The sequence below is a fragment of the Arthrobacter sp. 05T423 genome, from assembly GCF_056396245.1.
In genome coordinates this window covers 108,118-129,629 of sequence record NZ_JBFTLC010000006.1, presented here as the reverse complement: position 1 = coordinate 129,629, position 21,512 = coordinate 108,118, and the positions used below count along the sequence as shown (strand labels likewise).

Here is a 21,512-nt window from a genome sequence, read left to right as displayed (position 1 = left end):
TCACATGCCGTGGTCTGATATGTCAGCTATCCAGATTTGAATCCGCCGCAGGATCGATCGTCAACTCGATGAGGAGTGGAACAGCATGCAGCAACTCGCGTACCGGCTTGAACGCCTGGGCACCGAAACCGCCTTCAGCGTCGCCCAAGCCGCCGCCGCTTGGAAGGCTAAGGGGAACCTGGTGTACCCCTTCCATCTCGGCGACATCAACATCCCCACCGCCCCGAACATCGTGGAAGCGATGAACCGGGCGATCGCCGACGGGTACACGGGCTACTGCCCCGGCCCCGGCATCCCGCAGCTGCGCGAAGCCCTTGCCGACGACATCGGCTCGCGCCGCGGCATCGAATTCTCCCCCGAGAACGTGGTGGTGATGACAGGCGGCAAGCCCGTGATCACGAAGTTCCTCCAGGCCGTCATGAACCCCGGCCAGGAAGTGCTCTACCCCAACCCAGGCTTCCCTATCTACGAATCGCAGATCGAGTACCTCGGCGGTACGGCGGTGCCGTACCGCTATGTACCCACGAGCACGGGCTTCGCGATCGACCTCGAGCAGATCCGCGCCTCGATCACCCCGAACACCGTCGCAATCATCTACAACGACCTGCAGAACCCCATCTCGGCCGAGTCGACCGCAGCCGAGCGCGAGGCCATCGCACAGCTCGCGATCGAACACGACCTCTGGGTACTCTCCGACGAGGCCTACTTCGAGACCCGCTATGAAGGAGTCTCGAGCTCGATCACATCGATTCCCGGCATGGCCGAGCGCACTGTCATCCTTTACACGTTCAGCAAGAAGTTCGCCATGACCGGCTCACGCCTGGGCTGCGCCGTCGCCCCGCGTGAGATCGCCCAGGTGCTCAGCACGCTGAACACCAACGACGAGTCCTGCACCACCCACTACGTGCAGTGGGCCGGCGTCGAAGCGCTCCGCGGTCCCCAGGATTCCGTGCAGCAGATGCTGGACACCCTGCAAACGCGCCGCGACATCGCGTGCGAGCTCGTCAATTCCATCCCCGGCATGCACGTCGCCGTACCGCAATCGACGTTCTACCTGTTCCCCGACGTCACCGAAGTCATGGAGCGCATGGGCTACACGGCAGTCGGCGACTTCGCCTCCGACGCCCTGTACAAGACCGGCGTCTCCTTCTGCACGCGTGAGCACTTCGGCCGGCGGTTGCCCGGTGAGGACCGGCAGTACATCCGGCTCGCCTACTCGGGCATCGAGGCGGAAGCCATCCGCGAGGGCCTGGGCCGCCTGCGCGACTGGATCGTCACAGCATGAGCCGGGTCGTCGTCACGGGACGCGTACCCGAAACCGCAATCGAGAAGCTCCGCGCCGAGCACGAGGTCGATGCCTGGGACGGTCCGGAGTCCATCAGCCGCGAGGAGCTCCTGCGCCGCGTCGCCGGCGCCGATGCGATCGTGAGCCTGCTCACCGAGCGCGTCGACGGCGAACTGCTCGACGCCGCGGGCCCGCAGCTCAAGGTCGTCGCGAACGTCGCCGTCGGCTATGACAACATCGACGTGCCGGCCTGCACCGAACGCGGTGTGGTCGCCACCAACACCCCCGGCGTGCTCACGGACGCCACAGCCGACATCGCGTTCGGGCTCATCCTCATGGCAACCCGCCGGCTCGGCGAAGGGGAACGGCTCATCCGCGCCGGCCAGGCCTGGAAGTGGGGCATGTTCTTCCTGCTCGGCAGCAGCCTGCAGGGCAAGACCCTAGGCGTCGTCGGCATGGGCGGCATCGGCCAGGCGACCGCCCGCCGGGCCAAGGCCTTCGGCATGGACATCGTCTACCAGTCCCGCAGCGAGATCGATCCCGGGATCGCCGCCGAGCTGGGCGCCCGGCGGGTCGACCTCGACGAGCTGCTGGCCGTGTCCGACGTCGTCTCGCTGCACTGCCCCTACGGACCCGCCACGCATCATCTAATCGGCGCCGAACAGCTCGCGGCGATGAAGAGCTCGGTGTACCTCGTCAACACCGCGCGCGGACCGATCGTCGACGAAGCGGCGCTGGCGTCGGCGCTTTACGAGGGACGGATCGCGGGTGCCGGGCTCGACGTCTATGAGCACGAGCCCCGCGTGCACCCTGAGTTGCTCGAGCTCGAGAACGTGGTACTCCTGCCGCATCTGGGCTCCGCCACGGTGGAGACGCGCACCGCGATGGCGATGCTCGCCGCGGACAACGCCCTCGCCGTGCTCAGCGGCGAACAGCCGCCTGCACCGATCAATTAGGCGGCGACGGACGCAGAAACGGCCGCAGGACACGCAAATTCGGGTGTCCTGCGGCCGTTTCCGTTTCCTGGGGCGGGTTCGGCAGCCGGCGGCCGGGAACCCGCTTACGCTTCCAGCCCGCGAAGCGTCTCCGTGGCGCCACGGTCGTGCAGGCTGGCCAGGGCTTCTGAGTAAGCTGCGACAAAGCACTCGTCATCGATGAGGTCACCAAAGACTTCCCGGTTTGAAATGAAGGACAGCGGGTCCTGCCGCTGACGTGCCGCGGCATCCATGAGGGAGTCTTTCAGCCGGTCCACCACCTCAATCGGCTCACCCTGCTCGTCAGTTCCTTCGGCATACCGTGCCCAGCTCGCCACGATGGCCGCTGACCGACGAACCTCTCCCCCGTTCTCAAGGTTGGTGCGGACTACCGGCAGCAGCCACTTCGGGATCCGGTCGGAGCTCTCGGCGCAGAGCCGGGCCAGGGTGTCGCGCACGTATTCGTTGGAGAAGCGCTCGATCAGCGTGCGCTTGTAGGCGTCGAGGTCGATGCCGGGAACGGGCTGCAGCGTCGGGGTTGCTTCCTTGTCCATATAGTCCAGCAGGAACTGCGCAAACAGCGGGTCCTGCGCCACCTCGTGCGCGTAGCGGTAGCCGGCGAGGTAGCCGAAGTAGCACATGCCCTGGTGGCTCGCGTTGAGCAGCCGCAGCTTCATCAGTTCGTACGGCTCCACGTCCTCCACCAGCTGCACGCCGGCCTTTTCGAACGGCGGCCGCCCCAGGCTGAAGTGGTCCTCGAGCACCCACTGTTCGAACGGTTCGCAGACCACCGGCCATCCGTCCTCCACACCGAATTCCTCGGCGATTGCCTTGCGGTCCTCGTCGGTGGTGACGGGAGTGATCCGGTCCACCATGCTGTTGGGGAAGGGCACGTTCTCCGTGACCCAGGCGCCCAGAGCCGGATCCTTAAGCGAAGCAAAGGCCGTGAACATCTCACGCGCCACATCGCCGTTGCCCTGGATGTTGTCGCAGGACATCACCGTGAAGGGTTCCAGGCCCCGTTCACGACGGCGGCGCAGGGCTTCGGTGACCAGACCGAAGGTTGTGCGCGGCGCGGCTTCCGGCTGGAGGTCGTGGACCACGTCGGGGTTCCCCGCGTCGAAGTCGCCGGTGACGTGGTGGAAGTTGTACCCGCCTTCCGTCACGGTCAGCGAAACGATCCGGACGGCGTCGGACGCCATTTTCTCGATGACGGCTTCCGGGTCGTCCGGGGCGAAGAGGTACTCGATGATCGAGCCGATGACACGCCCTTCGCGGGTGCCGTCGGTGTTTTTCACAACAAGCGTGTACAGGCAGTCCTGCTTGTCCATGACCTGCTTCATGCGGGCATCGCCGGGCAGGACGCCCACTCCGCAGATGGCCCAGTCGTGGGCGAGGCCCGCGTTCATCAGCCGGTCCAGGTACATGGCCTGGTGCGCGCGGTGGAAGCCGCCGACGCCGAAGTGCACGATCCCCGCCGTCAAGGCCGAGCGGGCGTAGGACGGTGTGCTCAAGGTATCCGGGAGGGCCGTCAGTGTCGCGTTGCTGAGCTGTTCCATGTGTTGTTCCTTTCGCGGGGCGGGATGTCAGCGGCCCGGGTAGACGACGGCTTTGAGCTGGCCGGGCTGCCTGCCGGCTTTGAGTGCTTGCTCTGATTCGGCGAGGGTGAACTTGCCGGTGACGAGGATGTCCAGGTCGACTTTTCCGTCGGCGATGAGCTGGATCGCCAGCGGCCAGGTGTTGGTGTAGCGGAAGACGCCGGAGAGCCAGATCTCCCGGTTCTGGATGAACGAGACGGGGAGTTCGACGTCGTCCGCCCCGAGCCCCACGAGGATCACCCGGCCGGCAGGGCCCACGGCTTTGATGCCGGAACGGACCGCCTGCGGTGCGCCGGAAGCGTCAATGAAGGAGTCGACGTCGAGCCCTTCCACGGTGTCCGTCTTCGCGTTGAGCGCATGGGTTGCGCCGTGTTCCAAGGCGAAGGCCAGGCGGTCCTCGGCGATGTCGCTGATGTAAATTTCCGTTGCGCCGAAAGCGCGGGCGGCCTGGGCGGCGATGATGCCGATCGGTCCTGCACCGGCGATCAGCACCCGGCTGCCGGGGCGGATGCCGGCGCGTTCGCAGGCCCAGAGCCCGACGGACAGCGGTTCGATGAGGGCGGCGGCTTCGTCGCTGACGCTGTCCGGGATGTCGTAGGCGAAGTCGCTCTGGATGGCCACGTATTCGGCGAAGGCACCGTCGACCGGCGGCGTCGCGTAGAAATCGATGTCCGGGCAAAGGTTGTAACGGCCTGCTTTGCACTGCTTGCACGTGCGGCAGGGGCGTTGGGGTTCAACGGCGACGCGCTTGCCGATGCGTTCCGGGCTGACGGAGCTTCCGACGGCGGCGATCCGGCCGGAGAGCTCGTGGCCGAGGATCAGCGGGTGGTCCACCACGTAGTCGCCGATGCGGCCGTGCTCGTAGTAGTGGACGTCGCTGCCGCAGACGCCGACGGCGGCCACCTGCACCAGGACCTGGTCGGGCTCGAGGTCCGGGACGGGCTGCGTCTCCAGGGCCATGCTGCCCTGCCGTTTCAGGACGGCGGCGCGCATGGTGGCGGGCAGGTCGGGCTGTATTTGCTGTTCACCTTGGCCGGGGGCCGGGGACTGCGCGGTTGATGTTGTCATCGAAGTAATCCTCTGGAAGTCGGAATGAGGGTTTGCGGGGCTACTTGACGGCGCTGGTTATTTCACTGCCCCGAGCGAGAGGCCCTGGACGAGTTTGTCCTGGGCGGCGAAGCCGGCGAACAGCACGGGCAGTGAGATCACGACGGCGGCCGCGCAGACTTTGGCGAGGAACAGGCCCTGGCCTGAGACGAAGCCGGTCAGGAACACCGGGGCGGTGCCGGCGACGACGCCGGTGAGGACCCGGGCCAGGAGCAGTTCGTTCCAGCTGAAGATGAAGCAGATCAGCGCTGTGGCGGCGATGCCGGGCATGGCCACGGGGGCGACGATCTTGCGAAGGGTCAGGAGAAGCCCAGCGCCGTCGATCTGGGCGGCTTCCAGCATTTCCTCGGGCACCTCGGCGAGGAAGGAGCGCATCATCCACACCGCGATGGGGAGGTTCATGGAGGTGTACATCAGGATCAGGAACCAGATGTTGTCCAGCGCGCCGACGGTCCGGGCGAAGAGGTAGAGCGGCAGTATCGCGGCCACCACTGGCATCATCTTGGTGGAGAGGAAGAAGAACATCACGTCCGTCCACTTCTTCACCGGCCGGATCGACAGCGCGTAGGCGGCCGGAATGGCCAGGACCAGGACGAGGACCGTGGAGAGGATCGAGGCGGTGGCCGAGTTGATCATTGGCGGCCACGGGCTCACCCCGGAGCTCGCGCCGAAGAACTCCTTGTACGCGTCGAGGGTGAGGTTGGCCGCGATGGAGGGCGGGTTCGTGGCGGCGTCCGTCTCGGAGTGGAAGGAGGTCAGGATCATCCACAGGACCGGTGTGGCGAAGAGCAGGGCCAGCAGCCAGGCGGCGACGCCGGCCGCGGTGTTGTTCCGGGTGGGGTCCATCCGGGACTTGGCCTTTGACTTTTCGAAACTGCGGCGGGGACTGCCGCTGTTCAGGGCGGTGGGACCCGAGGGTGTGCTTTGGGGTGCGGCCGGGGTGAGGGTGCTCATCGTGCTGCCTCCTTCTTGAAGAGCGAGAAAACGGTGCGGAGGGCGAAGGTCGCCACAATGATGGTGCCGATGACCACCACGACGCCGGCGGCGGAGGCCAGGCCGTATTCGTTGGCGAAGTAGAACGTCTGGTAGATCGCGTAGGGCAGGTTGGCGGTGCCCAGACCGCCGGCGGTAAGGGTGAAGACGGAGTCGAAGTTCTGCACGATGTAGATGGCTCCGAGCAGGCCGCCGAGTTCCAGGTACTGGCGCAGGTGCGGCAGCGTGAGGTGCCGGAAGATGCCCCACGGCGTGGCGCCGTCCATCTGGGCCGCTTCCACGGTGTCCATGGGACGTGACTGCAGGCCTGCGAGCAGGATGAGCATCATGAACGGGGTCCACTGCCAGACCAGGGACACGATGACCGCCATCAGGGGCGCCTGGGAGAGCAGGTCCAGTTGCGGCGGTGTGGCGCTGCCGAAGAGTGACCAGGCCCAGGTCAGGATGCCGTTGATCAGCCCGTACGTGGGATTGAGGAGGGCGTGCTTCCAGATCAGGGCCGCAGCCACGGGGACCACCAGGAACGGTGCGATCAGCAGGGTGCGTGCCAGTCCGCGGCCGATGAACTTCTTGTCCAGCAGCAGGGCCAGTCCCAGGCCGATGAGCAGGCTGAACAGGACCACCGAGACCGTGAGCAGGATGGTGGTGAAGATGGCCTGGCGCAGGTCCGGGTCCGTGAGGACCGTGACGTAGTTCTCCAGGCCGGCGAAGGCGGTCTTGTCCGGGCTGAGGCTGTTCCAGTTCAGGAACGAGATGATCAGCGTCACCACGAACGGGAGCTGGGTGACGATGATGAGGAAGATCAGTGCCGGCAGCAGCGGTGCACGCCGAGCCCACGCCAGGGCGCGTTCCCGCGACCGGGCGTTTCGTGAAGGAGTGGCTGCGTGGTGTCCCGGGCGGGAGATGCGCGCCGTTGCGGTAGTCATGGGATTCTCCTGCGGTTCGGTTGTGGTCACTTGTACTTGTTGCCGATTTTTTGGGCGGCTTCCTGGCCCTTGGCCAGCGCGTCAGCCACCGAGCCCTGGCCCGCGATGGCCGAACTGACCCCTTGGGAGACGTTCGTGCCCAGGGCCGCGAACTCGGGAATGCCGACAAACTGGATGCCGACGGCGGGGCGCGGCTGGGCGCCGGGGTTTTTCGGGTCGGCGTTCTCAATGGCGAAGCGTTCGGCCTTGAAGAACGGCGCCGCCTGCTGGAACTCGGCGTTCTCGTAGGTGGAGATGCGCTTGCCGGACGGCACCTTCGCCCAGCCAAGCTTGGAAGCGACCAGTTCCTCGTAGTCCTTCGAGCTGGCCCAGGCGATGAATTTCCCGGCGGCATCCTGCCTTTTCGACGCGGCCTGCATGGCCCAGGACCAGGTCCAGAGCCAGCCGGAGGACTTCGTGTTCTTCACCGGCGCCTGGGCGTAGCCGATCTTCCCCTTCACCGGTGATGCCTCGGCTTCAAGGGCGCCGGCGGCGGAGGTGGCGTCGTACCACATGGCCACCTTGCCCTGGCTCATGTTGTTCAGGCACTCCGTGAACCCGGCCTGCGCGGCCCCGGCCTCGCCGTGCTCGCGGACCAGCTTGGTGTAGAACTCGGTGGCCGCGGTGAATTCCGGGCCGTTGACCTGGGCGTTCCAGTCCTTGTCGAACCAGGTCCCGCCGAAGGTGTTCACCACGGTGGTCAGCGGCGCGAAGACCTGGCCCCAGCCCGGCTGGCCGCGCAGGCAGATGCCCTTCATCCCCGGCGCTGCGCCGTCCACCTTCGCGGCGATGTCAGCGACCTCATCCCAGGTGGGCTTCTCCGGCATGGTCAGGCCCTTGACCTCGAGGGTGTCCTTGCGGTACATCAGGAACGAGGACTCACCGTAGAACGGCTCACCGTACAGCTTGCCGTCCTTGCCGGTGAGGGACGCCGTGTAGGCGGGCAGAATGTCGTCCTGGTTGAACGCGGGATCCTTCGCCACGTTGTCCAGAGGCGCCAGCCAGCCGTTGGCCGAGAAGAACGGGATCTCGTAGTTCGACAGGGAAGCCACATCGTACTGGCCGGCCTGGCTGGAGAACTCCTGGCTGATCTTCGCCCGGACGTCGTTCTCCGGCAGCACGGTGTAGTTGACCTTGATGCCGGTTTCCTTGGTGAAGTTATCCGCGGTGAGCCGCTGCAGGTCCTCCATCTGGGGGTTGTTCACCATCAGGACATTGATGGTGTTCGGGTCACCTGCGGCTGAACCGCCACCCGCACCGGCGCAGGCCGAGGCGGACAGGGCGATGCACAGGGCACCTGCGGCCAGCGAGGCGGCGCGCATGTTGGGACGCATAAGAACTCCTTTGTGCTCAAGAGTCGGGACACGAGGCCGGCCCGAAGTGATGGGCCCGGACTCCAGGGGCCGCTCGGCCCGGTCGGTTCTCAGTTGAGTATGCTCATATGAGCTTTAATTAATGCTCATCTGTCATGTGACTCTAGTCATATATACTCGTTTGAGCAAGAGGCAATACTCAAATGATCAGATGTGCGAGAGGTGACCAGCATGACGGAGCACTCCCATGAAGAGCTTCTGGCGCGCATCAGCAGCGAGTACTACCTGGAGAACCGTTCCAAGGTGGAGATTGGCGCCACCTACGAGATCTCACGGTTCCAGGTGGCCCGGCTGCTCATGGAGGCCCGCGAGAAGGGCATAGTGGAAATCAAGGTGCATTTCCCGTCCCGTGTCTCCGCTGCTGACATCCGGCGCATCGAGTCCGCACTGGGGATTGGCCAGGTAATCGTTGCGGAGACCACCGGGGACGTGATCCAGGCGCGCGGCATCCTGGCCAAGGCGGCCGCCGTCGAAATCTCCCGGCAGGCACCCGCCGGCGGAACCATCGGCATCTCCTGGTCCCGCACCCTGGATGTGGCCTCGCGGCTGGTCCGGGAGCTTCCCCGGTGCGACATCGTCCAGCTTGCCGGTGCCCTCCCCACAGAAGGCGAGAGCAATCCCCTCGAGCTGATCCAGCGGCTGGGACATGTGAGCGGGGGGCTCACCTGGCCGCTGTGGGCACCCTTGGTGGTGGAAGATCCGACGACGGCGGCCGGCTTGCGCCGCCAGCCGGAGATCGCCGAGGCCCTGGCCAAGGCGGACTCACTCGACCTGGCCGTCGTGGCGATCGGCGCCTGGAAGCCCGCCACCTCCACCATCTGGGACCGGGCCGACGCCGAGGTGAGGCAGGCGGCGGTGGAGGCCGGCGCCGTCGGGGAATGCTCAGGGCGGCTGCTGAATGCAGAAGGCGTTGCGGTGGAATCGGGGCTGGACGAGCAGATCATCGCCGTCACCATCAAGCAGCTGCAGCGGACCCCGAAGGTGGTTGCCGTGGCCCAGGGTGAGGCGCGGGCTGAAGCCGTGCTGGCCGTGGCCAAGGCCGGCTTCGTCACCACGCTGATCATCGATACGCCGCTGGCCCAGGCCCTGACTGACCTGATCGACGAGGAGAAGAGTCAATGAGCACAGTCATCGGGGTGGATTCCTCCACGCAGTCCTGCAAGGTCCTTGCCGTGGACGCCCAAAGCCGTGAGGTGATTACCACTGGTGCGGCGGCCCACCCCGACCTCACCGCGGTGGACCCGCACGTCTGGACCTCCGCGCTGCGGGTGGCGTGGCGTGCGGCGGGCGCGACCGGCTGGGCGGTTCCGTCGCGGCGGCCGGCATCGCCGCCCAGCAGCACGGGATGGTGGCCCTCGACAGTTCGGGGACGCCCGTCCACGATGCCCTGCTGTGGAACGACACGCGCAGTGCGGCGGACGCGGCACGGCTCCGGGCTGAACTGGGGCCCGAAGCGTGGGTGGACGCCGTCAACCTCGTCCCCGTCGCGTCCTTCACCATCTCCAAGCTGGCGTGGCTGGCGCAGAACAAACCTGACTGCGCGGGCCGCGTGGACCAGGTGGTCCTCCCCCACGACTGGCTCAACGGAGCCTTGCGTGGCGAATGCACCACGGACCGGAGCGATGCCTCCGGCACCGGCTACTTCTCCCCCGTCACCAACTGCTACCGGACCGACCTGCTGGAACGCTTCTTCGGACGCGTACCGCGCCTTCCGCGCGTGGTGGCGTCCAATGAGCCGGCCGGAACGGTACAGAACGGCTGGGGCATCGACGGAGCCGTCCTCGCCGCCGGCGCCGGGGACAACGCGGCAGCGGCTCTGGGCCTCGGGCTGCGCCCGGGCGAGGTGGTGGTCTCGATCGGCACCTCAGGAACCGTCTTCACCAGCTCACCCTCCCCCATGCCGGGTCCTACCGGCGCCGTCGCAGGATTCGCGGACGCAGCGGGCGGCCACCTGCCCCTGCTGGCCATGCTGAATTCCGCCGGGTCATGGCCGCGACCGCAGCCATGCTCGACGTCGACCTGGCAAGCCTGGATTCGCTGGCACTGGACGCTGGCAGCGACGCCGGCGGCCTCACCTTCCTTCTCTACCTAGACGGCGAGCGCAGCCCCAACCTGCCCCACGCAACCGGAAGCCTGGACGGCCTCACCAGAAGCAACATGACCCCGGAGAATCTGGCCCGCGCCTCCGTGCTGGGCGTGCTGAACTCACTGGCCGATGCCATCGACGTCCTGCGGCAGTCCGGCGGCACCCCCGACAAAATTCTCCTGATCGGCGGAGGCTCCAAATCGCAGGCCCTGCGCCAAGCAGCAGCAAGCATCTTCAACCTGCCCGTCGAGGTGCCGGCAAGCAGGGAGTACGTTGCGCTCGGTGCAGCGAAACAGGCCGCATGGGCAGCCACCGGTGAGCTTCCCGGCTGGAAGCGCAGCATCGAGGCTGCCCACGAACCCGACGGCGGCTGGGGCTACGGCGTCCGGGAACGCTATGCCGAGGCCCGCAAGAGCTTCTACGGGGTGTGAGCTGCCGCTCGTCTCCGAGTTCGTCGCTCAAACAGTCCGCCATGCCTAAATGCGAAGGGTCCTTTTAGGACATGAGCTACAGACTTACCGCATCCTCATACTTCATTGAACCTTGATCACAATCCCACTGGCAGTCGTGATTGCGAAGGCCAAAGCGCTGGAAATTGTTAGGAGATCAAAAAACGGTTTTGCGCGCTCTGCACTGGTTCCTGTCCAGAGCTTGCTCGCAATAGTCAGTACGGCAGTAATTAAGGCAGTGAAGACTAAGATGGGGGTTGCCAGGTCATTGTTGACGAGGAAGAGAACCGCACCTATCAACACCAGAGCGAACGGAACTCCGATTGCAACGGCAACAGCCGGACGAGAAAGAGGAACCGAATGGTTTAGAAGACCTTTGAGCTCCCCAAGTTTAAAATCAGCTGCCACAGTTTCCCCCATTTCGGTTAGCGGATCGATGTCGATTCCGCCCATTCCGTGAATACTAACGCCCCCCCACCATAATCACGAAAATTACGATGCCCCCCGATGACTAGTGGCATTGTGCGGATGAGATTAGGGTCATGGACCATAGATCTTGGTGGCGACGCTAGCCAATCCGCTGGCTGAGGAGATGCGGAGATTGCTTGGTCCGCTATCCGCCACACAGGCCCCCCCTAGGGCTCGTAACTCAGAGCCTCTGAACCAGTTCGTGCGAGCCGGTAGCTTCGGAGGAAGCCGTCGTATGAGTAGCTCCCGTTATCTGTCGAGTTGTCTCGCCACAGCCTTTCCCTTTTACCATTGGGGCTTGTCCAACAAGCGCGTACCACTTGCTACGCTGGGACTCCCCCAACCAAACGCAAGCGAGGCATAACGTGCACGACGACGCCGTCCGGTTCCTGTCCCAGCCGGTTAAGGCCCAGCCCGGCTCACCGCTCCGGGTCGCCGTCTACTCACGGATCGCCGAAGCCATCCGCAACAGTCTGCTGCGGCCCGGCTCCATGCTCCCCACCGAGACCGAGCTGGGTACAGACATGAAGGTCAGCCGCACCGTGGTCCGCGAGGCCCTGATGCTGCTCGAGGAGGACGGCCTCATCCGCGCCCGCCGCGGCGTCGGCCGGTTCGTCTCCGACACCCTCCCCCGCATCGGCATCGAACGCATCCGCCCCTTCGAGGAGGTGCTCGGCGGATCCGGACACCAGGTCCAGATCAAGCGCATCCAAGTCGAAAAGCAGCCGGCCTCCGAATTCGTCGCCCCGGGCGTCGGCGTCGAACCGGGCACCGAGGTCTGGCTCTGGGAGTCCGTCCTGAGCCGCGACGGCGAGCCCATCGCCCACCTCCAGGAAAACATCTCCGCCCTCCCCGTCAGCTTCGTCGGCGGCGCCGCGGCGCCTTTGGAGGTAAAGGACGACGGCGGCACCACCTTGCTCACGGCGCTCAACAAGGCGGCGGGCCGGGGACTGGGACCGGGCGAGTGCCAGATCAGCCTGAGCCAGGTGGGCCCGAGCCGCGCCAAGCTGCTGGACCTGCGCGCGTCGGACCCGGTCCTCGTGCTCACGCAGTACGTGCGGCACGCGAACCGGCCCTTCTACCTGGCCAAGTGCCTCATCGCCGACCGCGCCGGGCACCTCTCAGTGATGCAGTCACTCCAGTCCTAGGCGGTGGGGTCAGGGAGCGCCGGGTGCTGCTGCCGAAGAGTCCTCGGGCGAGACCAGGAATCCATGAAGCAGCGAGGCCGTTCCCTGCAGGTGATCCAGCGTGGTCTGATAGGCGCCTTCCGCATCACCGCGGAGTATCGCGTCGACAATCTCCTGATGCTGCCGGTTGGAATGCTCAAGGTTGGGTTCCAGGAACGGGATGCGATCGAGAAGATCGCTGACTCGGGCGCGGGTATCCGCCACGGCGGCGACGAGGCTCGGCGATCCGCACACTTCTGCAATGGCCACATGGAACCGGGCATCCTTCGGCCTGTACAGCTCGACTGGGGCCGCCGCAACATCGGCCAGGGAATCCAGCAAATGTCGGCGCTGCCTTGGAGACAGGGCGGCTTTGGCTGCGAGAGAAGCAGCCGCCGGTTCCAGCACGGCACGGAAGGTGAGAACGTCGGTCACTTCAGCAGGATCAAGATCGGCTGAGCCCCCGCGCCCGGCGAGCCTGCGTTCTGCGACGTAGGTCCCGCCGGACCTGCCGCGCCGAACTTCCACATATCCAGCTTTTTGAAGCTCCGCCAGGGCATCGCGCAGCGTGGTCCGCGAGACGCCCAGCAAGTCTGAGAGCTCCCGCTCGGCAGGCAACTTCTGGCCTACGCCAAAAAGTCCCAGCTTGATGTGCTGAAGCAGCCGTTCGATGGTTTCCTCGAAGGCGTTTCCGTGGCGTACCGGGCGTATCAGCCTCGTGGGGACCTCAAGTGATGCCTCTTCCATCACTCCATCCTAGTCTGGTTTGAAAATATGCCTATGAACTGCCGGGCAGCGGGCGAAAACTGGAGCCATTTCTACAAGAAACCAGCGTTCTATTGACGAAGTCCGGTGACGTACCCCACACTGGCTAAAGACTTTTGGACTAATTACAGACCATTAAGCCCCTTGAAAGAAGGGAAATCCCATGTCATCACGTCCCCCGGAGCACCCCGTCAACGACGACGAGGGCTACCTCCATCACCGTCAACTCAAACGTGGAGCGGCTGGTTGGATCCTGCTGGCGGGCCTCGGCGTCGCCTATGTCATCTCAGGAGATTTCGCTGGCTGGAACCTTGGCCTGGCCCAGGGCGGCTGGGGCGGACTCCTCATTGCCTTCATTCTGATGGGCATCATGTACACGTGCATGGTGTTCGGACTGGCCGAACTGTCCTCAGCGCTTCCGACCACGGGTGCCGGTTACGGCTTCGCACGCAGGGCGCTCGGCCCACTTGGAGGCTTTGCCACCGGCGTAGCCGTACTCATCGAGTACGCCGTCGCACCCGCAGCCATCGCGACCTTCATCGGCGGCTACATTGAGGCCCTGGGCTTGTTCGGCCTCACCAACTCCTGGCCCGTCTATCTCGTGACCTTCGCTGTCTTCGTCGGAATCCATCTGCGCGGAGTTGGCGAAGCGCTGAAAATGATTTTTGCGATCACAGCAATCGCCGTCATCGCATTGGCCGCCGTCGTCATCGGGCTCGTACCGCATTTCAACGCGGCAAACCTCTTCGATGTCGTGCCTGATGGTTCCCCGACCTCCACTGCTTTCCTCCCCATGGGCATCGGCGGCGTGGTGGCAGCTCTCGTATACGCCATCTGGTTTTTTCTGGCAGTCGAAGGTGTTCCGCTGGCCGCCGAAGAGACAGCGGACCCCAAGAAGGACATGCCCCGCGGCATCATCGTGGCGGTTGTGATTCTCGTGGTCTTCGGAGCACTGATGCTTGTCCTGGTTCCCGGCGCAGCCGGATCCGAGGCCATGGGTGTCTCCAATAATCCACTTCCGGAAGCACTCCGCCTGGCGTACGGGGGTAATACTGTCCTCGCTGACTTTGTGAACTATGCAGGCCTGGCGGGGCTGGTGGCCAGCTTCTTCTCCATCATCTATGCCTACTCCCGGCAGCTCTTCGCCCTGTCCCGCGCCGGATACCTTCCCAAGTGGTTGTCATTGACCGGCAAGAGGCGCACCCCGTACTGGGCGCTCATCGTCCCCGGTGCCCTCGGATTCCTCCTTGCGGCCATCACCGGCAACGGTGCCCTGCTCATCAATATCGCGGTCTTCGGAGCGACAGTATCCTACGTGCTGCTGAACCTTTCGCACATTGTCCTGCGGGTCAAGGAACCCGACCTTCCCCGGGGATACCGGACCCCTGGAGGTGCGGTCACCACAACCATCGCCCTGGTTCTGGCTGCTGTTGCCGTCATCGCCACCTTCGTCGTCGACGTCATGGCGGCATCCATCACCGCCGCGGTGTTCGCCGCCGCACTCCTTTACTACTGGTTCTACAGTCGCCACCGGATTGTGGCAGGGGCGCCCGAAGAGGAATTTGCACAGCTCGCGGCAGCGGAAGCCGAACTGAGCAACTGAAACACGCTCTCCGGCCAACATGGCGGAGAGCACTGATCACGTCCAACATCCAGATCGAAGTTACGGAAAACAGATGACCAATAAAATCGCAGGGAAAACCTCCCAGGTACAGCTGACTGTCGAGGAGCTGAAGCAAAAGGTTGCGGCAGGTGAAATCGACACCGTCGTCGTAGCCATCACCGACTCCCTGGGCCGGCTCCAAGGCAAGCGCTGCGGCGCAAGGTCCTTCCTGGAGGACGTCCTCGGACACGGCGCCGAAGGCTGCAACTACCTCCTCGCCGTCGACGTCGAAATGAACACCATCGACGGGTACGCCATGTCGTCCTGGGCAAACGGTTACGGGGACATGGTCATGCGGCCCGATGTCAGCACCCTCCGGCTTGTGCCGTGGCTGGAAGGCACGGCGATGGTCCAGTGCGACATCCTCTGGCTCGACGGCCGCCCCGTCACCCAGTCACCGCGGCAAATCCTGCGCGCACAGATCGAACGGCTCGAGAAGCTCGGATATCGTGCGCATATCGGCACGGAACTCGAGTTCATCATGTTCGACGACAGCTACGAGCAGGCATGGGACAAGCAGTACGTCGGGCTGAAGCCCTCAACGCGATACAACATCGACTACTCCCTCCTTGCCACGGCCAGTCTCGAACCCGTCATCCGCGACATCCGGAACAGCATGGAAAGCGCCGGACTCGTCGTCGAATCCTCAAAGGGCGAGTGCAACCACGGCCAGCAGGAAATCACCTTCAGGTATTCAGAAGCGCTCCAGGCCTGCGACAGCCACGCGTTCTACAAGAACGGCGCCAAAGAGATCGCCGGAAAGCACGGCAAGAGCATCACGTTCATGGCCAAGTACAACGAGCGGGAAGGCAGCTCCTGCCACATCCACTTCAGCCTGACGGACCTGGACGGCAATCCGGTGCTCGCAGGTGACGGCGAGCACGGCTTCAGCCCCCTGATGGAGCATTTCGTCGCAGGGCAGCTGGCGGCCATGAAGGAACTCTCGTACTTCCTGGCCCCCAACATCAACTCGTACAAGCGCTTCGTCGAGGGCAGCTTCGCACCAACCGCCATCGCCTGGGGACTGGACAACCGCAGCTGTGCACTCCGCATTGTTGGGCGCGGCCCCAGCCTCCGCGTGGAAAACCGGGTGGGCGGCGGCGACGTCAACCCCTACCTGGCCGCGGCAGCACTTATTGCGGCAGCCATCCACGGCGTCGAGAACGAGCTGCCCCTGGAGCCCATTATGGTTGGCAACGCCTACGAGTCCACTGCCGCCCGGATCCCGACGACGCTTCGCGACTCGCGCGCCCTGCTCGTGACCAGCGAAATCGCACGCAAGTCCTTCGGCGACGAAGTGGTGGACCACTACGTGCACGCCGCCGACGTCGAACTGAAGGCCTACGACAGTGCCGTCACAGACTGGGAGCGCAAGCGTGGCTTTGAACGTCTCTGATACCTACCGGCCGCGGATTGGCCTGACCACCTACTATCAGGAAGCCGCCTGGGGAGTCTGGCAGGCCGATGCGGCCATCCTGCCCGGCACGTATGTACAGGCAGTGGTCGCTGCCGGCGGCACACCTGTTCTGCTGCCGCCCGTCGGCACGGACCCCACCGTCGTCGAACTCCTGGACGGGCTGATCATCGCGGGCGGAAGCGACGTGGAGCCCGGACAGTACGGTGCCGAGCCCCATGAGCTGACCCGCTCCCAGCCGGCACGGGACGCCCATGACATCGCCCTGACAAGGGCCGCGCTGGACACCGGACTTCCGCTGTTTTCCATCTGCCGCGGCGCCCAGATCCTCAACGTGGCACTGGGAGGATCTCTGATCCAGCACCTCCCGGACGTCGCCCCGCAGGCGGAGCAGTACCAGCCGGCACCAGGCGTGTTTGGAACCGTCGAATTCAGCACAAGCCCCGGAAGCATCAGCGAGCGCCTGCTCGGGCCACGCGCCGGCGCCCCCTGCTACCACCACCAGGCCATGGACACGATCGCGGACGGCCTGGCTGTGACGGCGGCAGCGCAGGACGGAACCGTACAGGCGCTCGAGACGACAACAGATGGTTGGGTGCTGGGAGTTCAGTTCCACCCCGAACAAAACCCGGACGACCTGCGGCTCTTCAGGGGATTCGTTGAAGCAGCCCGCAACTACCGCAAAGAACGAACGGAGAACCCAGTCGATGTCCACCAGCACGTTTGATGTCCTGAATCCGGCTACGGAAGAGATCATAGAAACGGTTCCACTCGCCACCCTGGAAGACACGGACCGGGCGATCGAAAAAGCCGCTGCGGCCTTCGAGACGTGGCGCCACGTGTCACCCGCCGACCGGTCAATGCTGCTGCGCCGCTTCGCCGCCGCGGTGGATGCCGACGTCGAAAACCTCGCCCACCTTGAAGTGGTCAACGCCGGCCATACCATCGGCAACGCCCGCTGGGAGGCAGGCAACGTCCGGGACGTCCTCAACTACTATTCCGGCGCCCCCGAACGCCATATGGGCCAGCAGATCCCCGTCGCCGGCGGCGTCAACGTCACCTTCAACGAACCCCTGGGTGTTGTGGGAGTGATCGTCCCCTGGAATTTCCCGATGCCCATCGCGGCGTGGGGATTCGCTCCGGCGCTTGCGGCAGGCAACACGGTGGTCCTCAAGCCCGCCGAGCTGACGCCATTGACCGCACTGCGCCTCGGGCAGCTTGCCAGGGAAGCCGGCCTGCCCGAAGGTGTACTCCAGATCATTCCCGGCAAGGGATCCGTCGTCGGGGAACGCTTCGTCACGCACCCGGCAGTGCGCAAGGTGGTTTTCACCGGCTCAACCGGGGTCGGCAAGCGGATCATGGCCGGCTGCGCCGAGCAGGTGAAGCCGGTGACCCTGGAACTGGGCGGCAAGAGCGCCAACATCATCTTCTCCGACGCCGATCTGGAGGCGGCCGCGGCAGCAGCCCCGGGCGGAGCCTTTGACAATGCCGGGCAGGACTGCTGCTCCCGTTCCCGGATCCTGGTGCAGCACGACGTCTTTGAAAAGTTCCTCGAACTGCTGGAACCTGCCGTCAAGGCGCTGAAGGTCGGTGACCCCCGGGACGAGGACTCGTTCATGGGGCCGCTGATTTCCGCCGCGCAGCACCGCACGGTGGCGGGCTTCGTGCCTGACGGAACACCCATCGCGTTCCAAGGATCAGCGCCCGACGGCAAGGGATTCTGGTTCCCGCCCACAGTCCTGACGCCCTCCCGCGAGGACCGGGTGATGCACGAGGAGATCTTCGGCCCGGTAGTGGCAGTAGTCCCCTTCACGGACGAAGCTGACGCGCTCCGCCTGGCCAACGACACCATCTACGGCCTGTCCGGTTCCATCTGGACCAGGGACACCGGGCGGGCCCTGCGCGTTGCCCGCGGACTGGAATCCGGAAACCTCTCCGTCAATTCCCACTCATCCGTCAGGTACTCCACGCCCTTCGGCGGATTCAAGCAGTCCGGCCTGGGCCGCGAGCTGGGACCTGACGCCCTGAACGCCTTCACCGAAACCAAGAACGTTTTCATCTCCACCACCGCCTGAACACAAGACGAGGACAAGCAAAAATGATTGAAGTTATCTCCAACCGCCTCAAGGGCCGCAGCGCGGTCATCACCGGCGGCGCCAGCGGTATCGGCCTGGCAACCGCGCGCCGGTTCGCCTCCGAAGGAGCGCACGTTGTCATCGCCGACCTTGACCCGACAGCCGGACAGCGTGCCGCTGAAGAGGTTGACGGCCTGTTCGTCAAAGTCGATGTCACCAGCGAAGAAGAGGTCAAGAACCTCTACGCCGTGACCAACGAAACCTACGGCAGCGTCGACATCTCGTTCAACAACGCCGGAATCTCCCCGGCAGACGACGCCTCCATCATCGACACGGGAATCGACGCCTGGCGACGCGTCCAGGAAGTGAACCTCACCTCCGTGTTCTACTGCTGCAAATACGCCCTGCCGTACATGCAGGCGCAGGGCAAAGGATCCATCATCAACACGGCATCCTTTGTGGCCGTGATGGGCGCCGCCACGTCCCAGATTTCATACAGTGCCTCCAAGGGCGGCGTCCTGTCGATGAGCCGTGAACTCGGGGTCCAGTTCGCCCGAGAGGGCATCCGGGTCAACGCCCTGTGCCCCGGCCCCGTCAACACGCCCCTGCTGAAGGAGCTCTTTGCCAAGGACCCCGAGAAGGCCGCCCGCCGCCTGGTCCACGTCCCCCTCGGCAGGTTCGCCGAACCTGAGGAGCTGGCCGCCGCCGTGGCCTTCCTTGCCAGCGACGACGCGTCGTTCATCACCGCCTCCACCTTCCTGGTCGACGGCGGCATCGCCGGAGCCTATGTGACGCCGGAGTAGGAAGCGAATTCACGCTGAGGGCCACGCCGGCGCACCGGCGTGGCCCTCAGCGCTTTAATGGCGCGCGGGTGCCACCGATGGTTGAAGACCGCGCCGCTCACCTGGAGTTCTGTTCCAGCATCCCGCCTATTGAAGTCTTCGAAAAGCACGACGGCGGCCGCCGCCGCGGTGCGCCGTCAGCGAGCAAGCAGCCCGTCCGCGACGATCCCAAGCATCGATGCCACTGCGTCGGCAGGAAGCTCGCTGTTGTCTGCGACTGCGGCCGCCCCGCCAACAAGCCGGCTGATTTGCATTGCCTCCACCCCGGGGCGCAGGGCCGAGTCCAACGCGTCAATCACGCGCTGATTCGCATTGATGTAAGTCGTGCATTTCGCCGCAAATGGCGACTCAGGGTCGCCCAGCGCAGCAGTAATCCTGGCGGCTGCACCTTTGTGTTCTGTCAGCATCGCTGCGTAGTCGCTCAGCCAAGTCAACAGCTGCTCCCGCGCCGGCGCATCGAGCGAAAGCGCCCTGTCCACTGCCTCGTTGACCTTCTCTGCCCAGGCCTCGAGGACCGCGTCGTACAGGGACTCTTTGGTAGGAAAGTGCCGGTACAGCGTACCGGTGCCCACCCCGGCACCTTTGGCAACCTCGTCCATGGAGACGGCGTCGAAGCCTTTGGCGCGGAAGAACGCACGTGCAACCTCCACGATGCGGTCGCGGTTGCGTTGGGCGTCAGCGCGCACAGAAACACCTTTCAAAACGTTGTTGCCAAAACGGAGAGTGTCTCCGTATAGTTCTAACCGGAGCATCTCTCCTCTTAGTGTACGTCAGCCCTCCGGCTAGAACAGGACACCACCCCATGACATCCACAATCGCCGCACGCAGGCCCGTCGGGACCGCCCGGAGCGGCAATTCGCGCGGCCGCGCCGGCAGCATTGGCCTATGGCTGGTCATGCTTGCCCAGCTCATGCTTGTCCTCGACGCGACCGTCGTCAACGTCGCGCTCCCCCACATCGCCACTGACCTCCATTTCACCCGCGCCCAGCTCAGCTGGGTCCTGAACGGCTACGCCGTTGCCTTCGGCGGCCTCTTGCTGCTCGGCGGACGGATCGGAGACGTCTTCGGCCGTCGCCGCACGTTCCTGCTGGGCGTCGCAGTCTTCACGGTCTTCTCGCTGCTCGGCGGCCTGGCCACCTCACCCCTTCTCCTCGTCATCGCACGCGCACTCCAAGGCCTCGGCGCCGCGTTCGCCGCCCCGAGCGTGCTCGCGCTCATCACTACGAGCGCACGGGACGACGGCGCACGGAACAGGGCGCTTGCATTGTTCTCCGCCGTCGCCTCGATGGGCGGCGCACTCGGGCTCATTCTTGGCGGCCTGCTCACTGACATGGCCAACTGGCGGTGGACCCTCTTCATCAACGTGCCGATCGGCGTCGTGGTCCTCATTGCCGTGCCGCGCCTCGTCGCCGAAACTCCCCGCAGACCCGGGCGCTTCGACATTCTCGGAGCAGTGACCGCAACTGGCGGCGCCGTCGCCATCGTGTGGGCTCTCATCCAGGCGGGCGACGACGGCTGGTCCAGTCCCCGCACGATCGGCGGGTTCGTGGCCGGCGCAGCGCTGATCACCGTGCTCGCCTTCACCGAGCGGAGAGTGGCCCACCCCCTGCTCCGCCCGCAGCTGCTCCGCAGCCCGAGCCGGCTGGCAGCGCTGGCGGCGATGGCCGCCACCTATGGCGGGATGCTGGCGATGTTCTTCCTCATGGTCCAGTACCTCGAAAACGATCTGCACCTCACGCCGCTGTTGACGGGGCTGGCGTTCCTGCCGATGCCCCTGAGCATCTTCGCGATGTCGCGGATCGTCCCGCGCCTGGTCGAGCGCTTCGGGGCCGTTCGCCTGGTCATCTTCGGCGCCGCCCTTCGCGTCGTCGCCTTCCTGCCGCTCACGCAACTGAGTCCGAACACGCCCTTCGTGATCGTCATGATTGCCCTGCTGTTTACGGGAATCTCAGCCGGCATGACGTTCATGCCGCTCACGACGCTCGCGCTTCGTGACGTCGAACCCGAGCACGCAGGGTCCGCCTCCGGGCTTTTCCAGACAATGCAGCAACTTGGCGGCGCCGTCGGACTGGCCATCGTGGCTTCGACCTACGCGGCCTTCGCTACCCCCGGCGACTTCCTGACTGGGGGACGGGCCGGGTTCTGGTCGGCGACCATCCTCTCCGCCCTCGCGTTGGCAGCCGTCGTCGGGCTGGTCATCAGACCTCGGAAGGCTGCATGAGGGCACCACTTCGCTGGTTGCCTTGAGTCTGAAGCCCTCACCGCAATCCCCTTCCCCACGGCTGACTA

The 21,512-nt window shown here is 65.0% G+C and carries 18 protein-coding genes and 1 pseudogene; 11 read left to right on the top strand and 8 right to left on the bottom strand.

Annotation, left to right across the window (positions count from 1 at the left end):
• The first annotated feature begins 85 nt into the window (after positions 1 to 85).
• On the top strand, positions 86 to 1,285 hold the full coding sequence (locus AC1DFE_RS07410) for a pyridoxal phosphate-dependent aminotransferase (protein WP_476905252.1): 1,200 nt from the start codon (positions 86 to 88) through the stop codon (positions 1,283 to 1,285).
• Entirely contained in the window at positions 1,282 to 2,241 is a 960-nt protein-coding gene (locus AC1DFE_RS07405; protein ID WP_476905251.1) for a 2-hydroxyacid dehydrogenase, read from the top strand. Before AC1DFE_RS07410 ends, AC1DFE_RS07405 begins: the two co-directional genes overlap by 4 nt.
• Positions 2,242 to 2,345: 104 nt before the next feature.
• Here AC1DFE_RS07405 and AC1DFE_RS07400 read toward each other — a convergent pair whose 3' ends face one another.
• The 5 genes from AC1DFE_RS07400 to AC1DFE_RS07380 are packed head-to-tail and all read right to left on the bottom strand — an operon-like array spanning position 2,346 to position 8,256.
• On the bottom strand, positions 2,346 to 3,818 hold the full coding sequence (locus AC1DFE_RS07400; protein ID WP_476905250.1) for a mannitol dehydrogenase family protein: 1,473 nt from the start codon (positions 3,816 to 3,818) through the stop codon (positions 2,346 to 2,348).
• 27 nt (positions 3,819 to 3,845) lie between these two features.
• A complete protein-coding gene (locus AC1DFE_RS07395; protein ID WP_476905249.1) occupies positions 3,846 to 4,925 on the bottom strand; it encodes an NAD(P)-dependent alcohol dehydrogenase in 1,080 nt (359 codons plus the stop codon).
• Positions 4,926 to 4,982: 57 nt separating this feature from the next.
• Positions 4,983 to 5,918: a carbohydrate ABC transporter permease gene (locus AC1DFE_RS07390; protein ID WP_476905248.1), complete on the bottom strand. Its 936-nt coding sequence runs from the start codon at positions 5,916 to 5,918 to the stop codon at positions 4,983 to 4,985.
• Positions 5,915 to 6,883, bottom strand: coding sequence for a carbohydrate ABC transporter permease (locus AC1DFE_RS07385; RefSeq protein WP_476905247.1), 969 nt, complete (start codon positions 6,881 to 6,883; stop codon positions 5,915 to 5,917). The genes AC1DFE_RS07390 and AC1DFE_RS07385 overlap by 4 nt, the downstream gene beginning before the upstream one ends.
• Positions 6,884 to 6,909: 26 nt before the next feature.
• Entirely contained in the window at positions 6,910 to 8,256 is a 1,347-nt protein-coding gene (locus AC1DFE_RS07380) for an ABC transporter substrate-binding protein (RefSeq protein ID WP_476905246.1), read from the bottom strand.
• Between the two features lie 210 nt (positions 8,257 to 8,466).
• On the opposite strand from AC1DFE_RS07380, the gene AC1DFE_RS07375 reads away from it, so the two are divergent.
• Positions 8,467 to 9,417, top strand: a complete 951-nt coding sequence (locus AC1DFE_RS07375; protein ID WP_476905245.1) for a sugar-binding transcriptional regulator — start codon at positions 8,467 to 8,469, stop codon at positions 9,415 to 9,417.
• Positions 9,414 to 10,812: pseudogene (gene xylB, locus AC1DFE_RS07370) on the top strand (xylulokinase). Before AC1DFE_RS07375 ends, xylB begins: the two are co-directional and overlap by 4 nt.
• Positions 10,813 to 10,914: 102 nt before the next feature.
• Here the strand turns inward: xylB and AC1DFE_RS07365 are convergent.
• Positions 10,915 to 11,283: a hypothetical protein gene (locus AC1DFE_RS07365; RefSeq protein WP_476905244.1), complete on the bottom strand. Its 369-nt coding sequence runs from the start codon at positions 11,281 to 11,283 to the stop codon at positions 10,915 to 10,917.
• A gap of 380 nt (positions 11,284 to 11,663) precedes the next feature.
• Between AC1DFE_RS07365 and AC1DFE_RS07360 the strand changes: the two genes are divergently transcribed.
• Positions 11,664 to 12,446 carry a GntR family transcriptional regulator gene (locus AC1DFE_RS07360; protein WP_476905243.1) on the top strand — a complete coding sequence of 261 codons (783 nt, stop codon included), beginning with the start codon at positions 11,664 to 11,666 and terminating at the stop codon, positions 12,444 to 12,446.
• A 9-nt stretch (positions 12,447 to 12,455) separates the two neighbouring features.
• On the opposite strand, the gene AC1DFE_RS07355 is transcribed toward AC1DFE_RS07360, so the two are convergent.
• Positions 12,456 to 13,211: a FadR/GntR family transcriptional regulator gene (locus AC1DFE_RS07355; protein WP_476905242.1), complete on the bottom strand. Its 756-nt coding sequence runs from the start codon at positions 13,209 to 13,211 to the stop codon at positions 12,456 to 12,458.
• 181 nt (positions 13,212 to 13,392) lie between these two features.
• On the opposite strand from AC1DFE_RS07355, the gene eat reads away from it, so the two are divergent.
• The 5 genes from eat to AC1DFE_RS07330 all read left to right on the top strand — a co-directional run bounded on the left by eat (position 13,393) and on the right by AC1DFE_RS07330 (position 19,184).
• Positions 13,393 to 14,832 (top strand): ethanolamine permease, encoded by a 1,440-nt coding sequence (eat, locus tag AC1DFE_RS07350; protein WP_476905241.1) that lies wholly within the window; start codon positions 13,393 to 13,395, stop codon positions 14,830 to 14,832.
• 73 nt (positions 14,833 to 14,905) lie between these two features.
• Positions 14,906 to 16,288, top strand: coding sequence for a glutamine synthetase family protein (locus AC1DFE_RS07345; protein WP_476905240.1), 1,383 nt, complete (start codon positions 14,906 to 14,908; stop codon positions 16,286 to 16,288).
• Positions 16,269 to 17,033, top strand: coding sequence for a gamma-glutamyl-gamma-aminobutyrate hydrolase family protein (locus AC1DFE_RS07340; protein ID WP_476905239.1), 765 nt, complete (start codon positions 16,269 to 16,271; stop codon positions 17,031 to 17,033). Before AC1DFE_RS07345 ends, AC1DFE_RS07340 begins: the two co-directional genes overlap by 20 nt.
• Entirely contained in the window at positions 17,014 to 18,381 is a 1,368-nt protein-coding gene (locus AC1DFE_RS07335) for an aldehyde dehydrogenase family protein (protein WP_476905238.1), read from the top strand. Before AC1DFE_RS07340 ends, AC1DFE_RS07335 begins: the two co-directional genes overlap by 20 nt.
• A gap of 23 nt (positions 18,382 to 18,404) precedes the next feature.
• Positions 18,405 to 19,184 carry a 3-oxoacyl-ACP reductase gene (locus tag AC1DFE_RS07330; protein WP_476905237.1) on the top strand — a complete coding sequence of 260 codons (780 nt, stop codon included), beginning with the start codon at positions 18,405 to 18,407 and terminating at the stop codon, positions 19,182 to 19,184.
• A 176-nt stretch (positions 19,185 to 19,360) separates the two neighbouring features.
• Here AC1DFE_RS07330 and AC1DFE_RS07325 read toward each other — a convergent pair whose 3' ends face one another.
• Positions 19,361 to 19,909 (bottom strand): TetR/AcrR family transcriptional regulator, encoded by a 549-nt coding sequence (locus AC1DFE_RS07325; protein WP_476905236.1) that lies wholly within the window; start codon positions 19,907 to 19,909, stop codon positions 19,361 to 19,363.
• Between the two features lie 116 nt (positions 19,910 to 20,025).
• Between AC1DFE_RS07325 and AC1DFE_RS07320 the strand changes: the two genes are divergently transcribed.
• Positions 20,026 to 21,444, top strand: coding sequence for an MFS transporter (locus AC1DFE_RS07320; protein WP_476905235.1), 1,419 nt, complete (start codon positions 20,026 to 20,028; stop codon positions 21,442 to 21,444).
• Positions 21,445 to 21,512: the final 68 nt, after the last annotated feature.

Coding starts and splice junctions, on each gene's coding strand:
- AC1DFE_RS07410 (WP_476905252.1), top strand. CDS start 86: ATGCAGCAACTCGCGTACCGGCTTGAACGCCTGGGCACCGAAACCGCC.
- AC1DFE_RS07405 (WP_476905251.1), top strand. CDS start 1,282: ATGAGCCGGGTCGTCGTCACGGGACGCGTACCCGAAACCGCAATCGAG.
- AC1DFE_RS07400 (WP_476905250.1), bottom strand. CDS start 3,818: ATGGAACAGCTCAGCAACGCGACACTGACGGCCCTCCCGGATACCTTG.
- AC1DFE_RS07395 (WP_476905249.1), bottom strand. CDS start 4,925: ATGACAACATCAACCGCGCAGTCCCCGGCCCCCGGCCAAGGTGAACAG.
- AC1DFE_RS07390 (WP_476905248.1), bottom strand. CDS start 5,918: ATGAGCACCCTCACCCCGGCCGCACCCCAAAGCACACCCTCGGGTCCC.
- AC1DFE_RS07385 (WP_476905247.1), bottom strand. CDS start 6,883: ATGACTACCGCAACGGCGCGCATCTCCCGCCCGGGACACCACGCAGCC.
- AC1DFE_RS07380 (WP_476905246.1), bottom strand. CDS start 8,256: ATGCGTCCCAACATGCGCGCCGCCTCGCTGGCCGCAGGTGCCCTGTGC.
- AC1DFE_RS07375 (WP_476905245.1), top strand. CDS start 8,467: ATGACGGAGCACTCCCATGAAGAGCTTCTGGCGCGCATCAGCAGCGAG.
- AC1DFE_RS07365 (WP_476905244.1), bottom strand. CDS start 11,283: ATGGGCGGAATCGACATCGATCCGCTAACCGAAATGGGGGAAACTGTG.
- AC1DFE_RS07355 (WP_476905242.1), bottom strand. CDS start 13,211: ATGGAAGAGGCATCACTTGAGGTCCCCACGAGGCTGATACGCCCGGTA.
- eat (WP_476905241.1), top strand. CDS start 13,393: ATGTCATCACGTCCCCCGGAGCACCCCGTCAACGACGACGAGGGCTAC.
- AC1DFE_RS07345 (WP_476905240.1), top strand. CDS start 14,906: ATGACCAATAAAATCGCAGGGAAAACCTCCCAGGTACAGCTGACTGTC.
- AC1DFE_RS07335 (WP_476905238.1), top strand. CDS start 17,014: ATGTCCACCAGCACGTTTGATGTCCTGAATCCGGCTACGGAAGAGATC.
- AC1DFE_RS07330 (WP_476905237.1), top strand. CDS start 18,405: ATGATTGAAGTTATCTCCAACCGCCTCAAGGGCCGCAGCGCGGTCATC.
- AC1DFE_RS07320 (WP_476905235.1), top strand. CDS start 20,026: ATGACATCCACAATCGCCGCACGCAGGCCCGTCGGGACCGCCCGGAGC.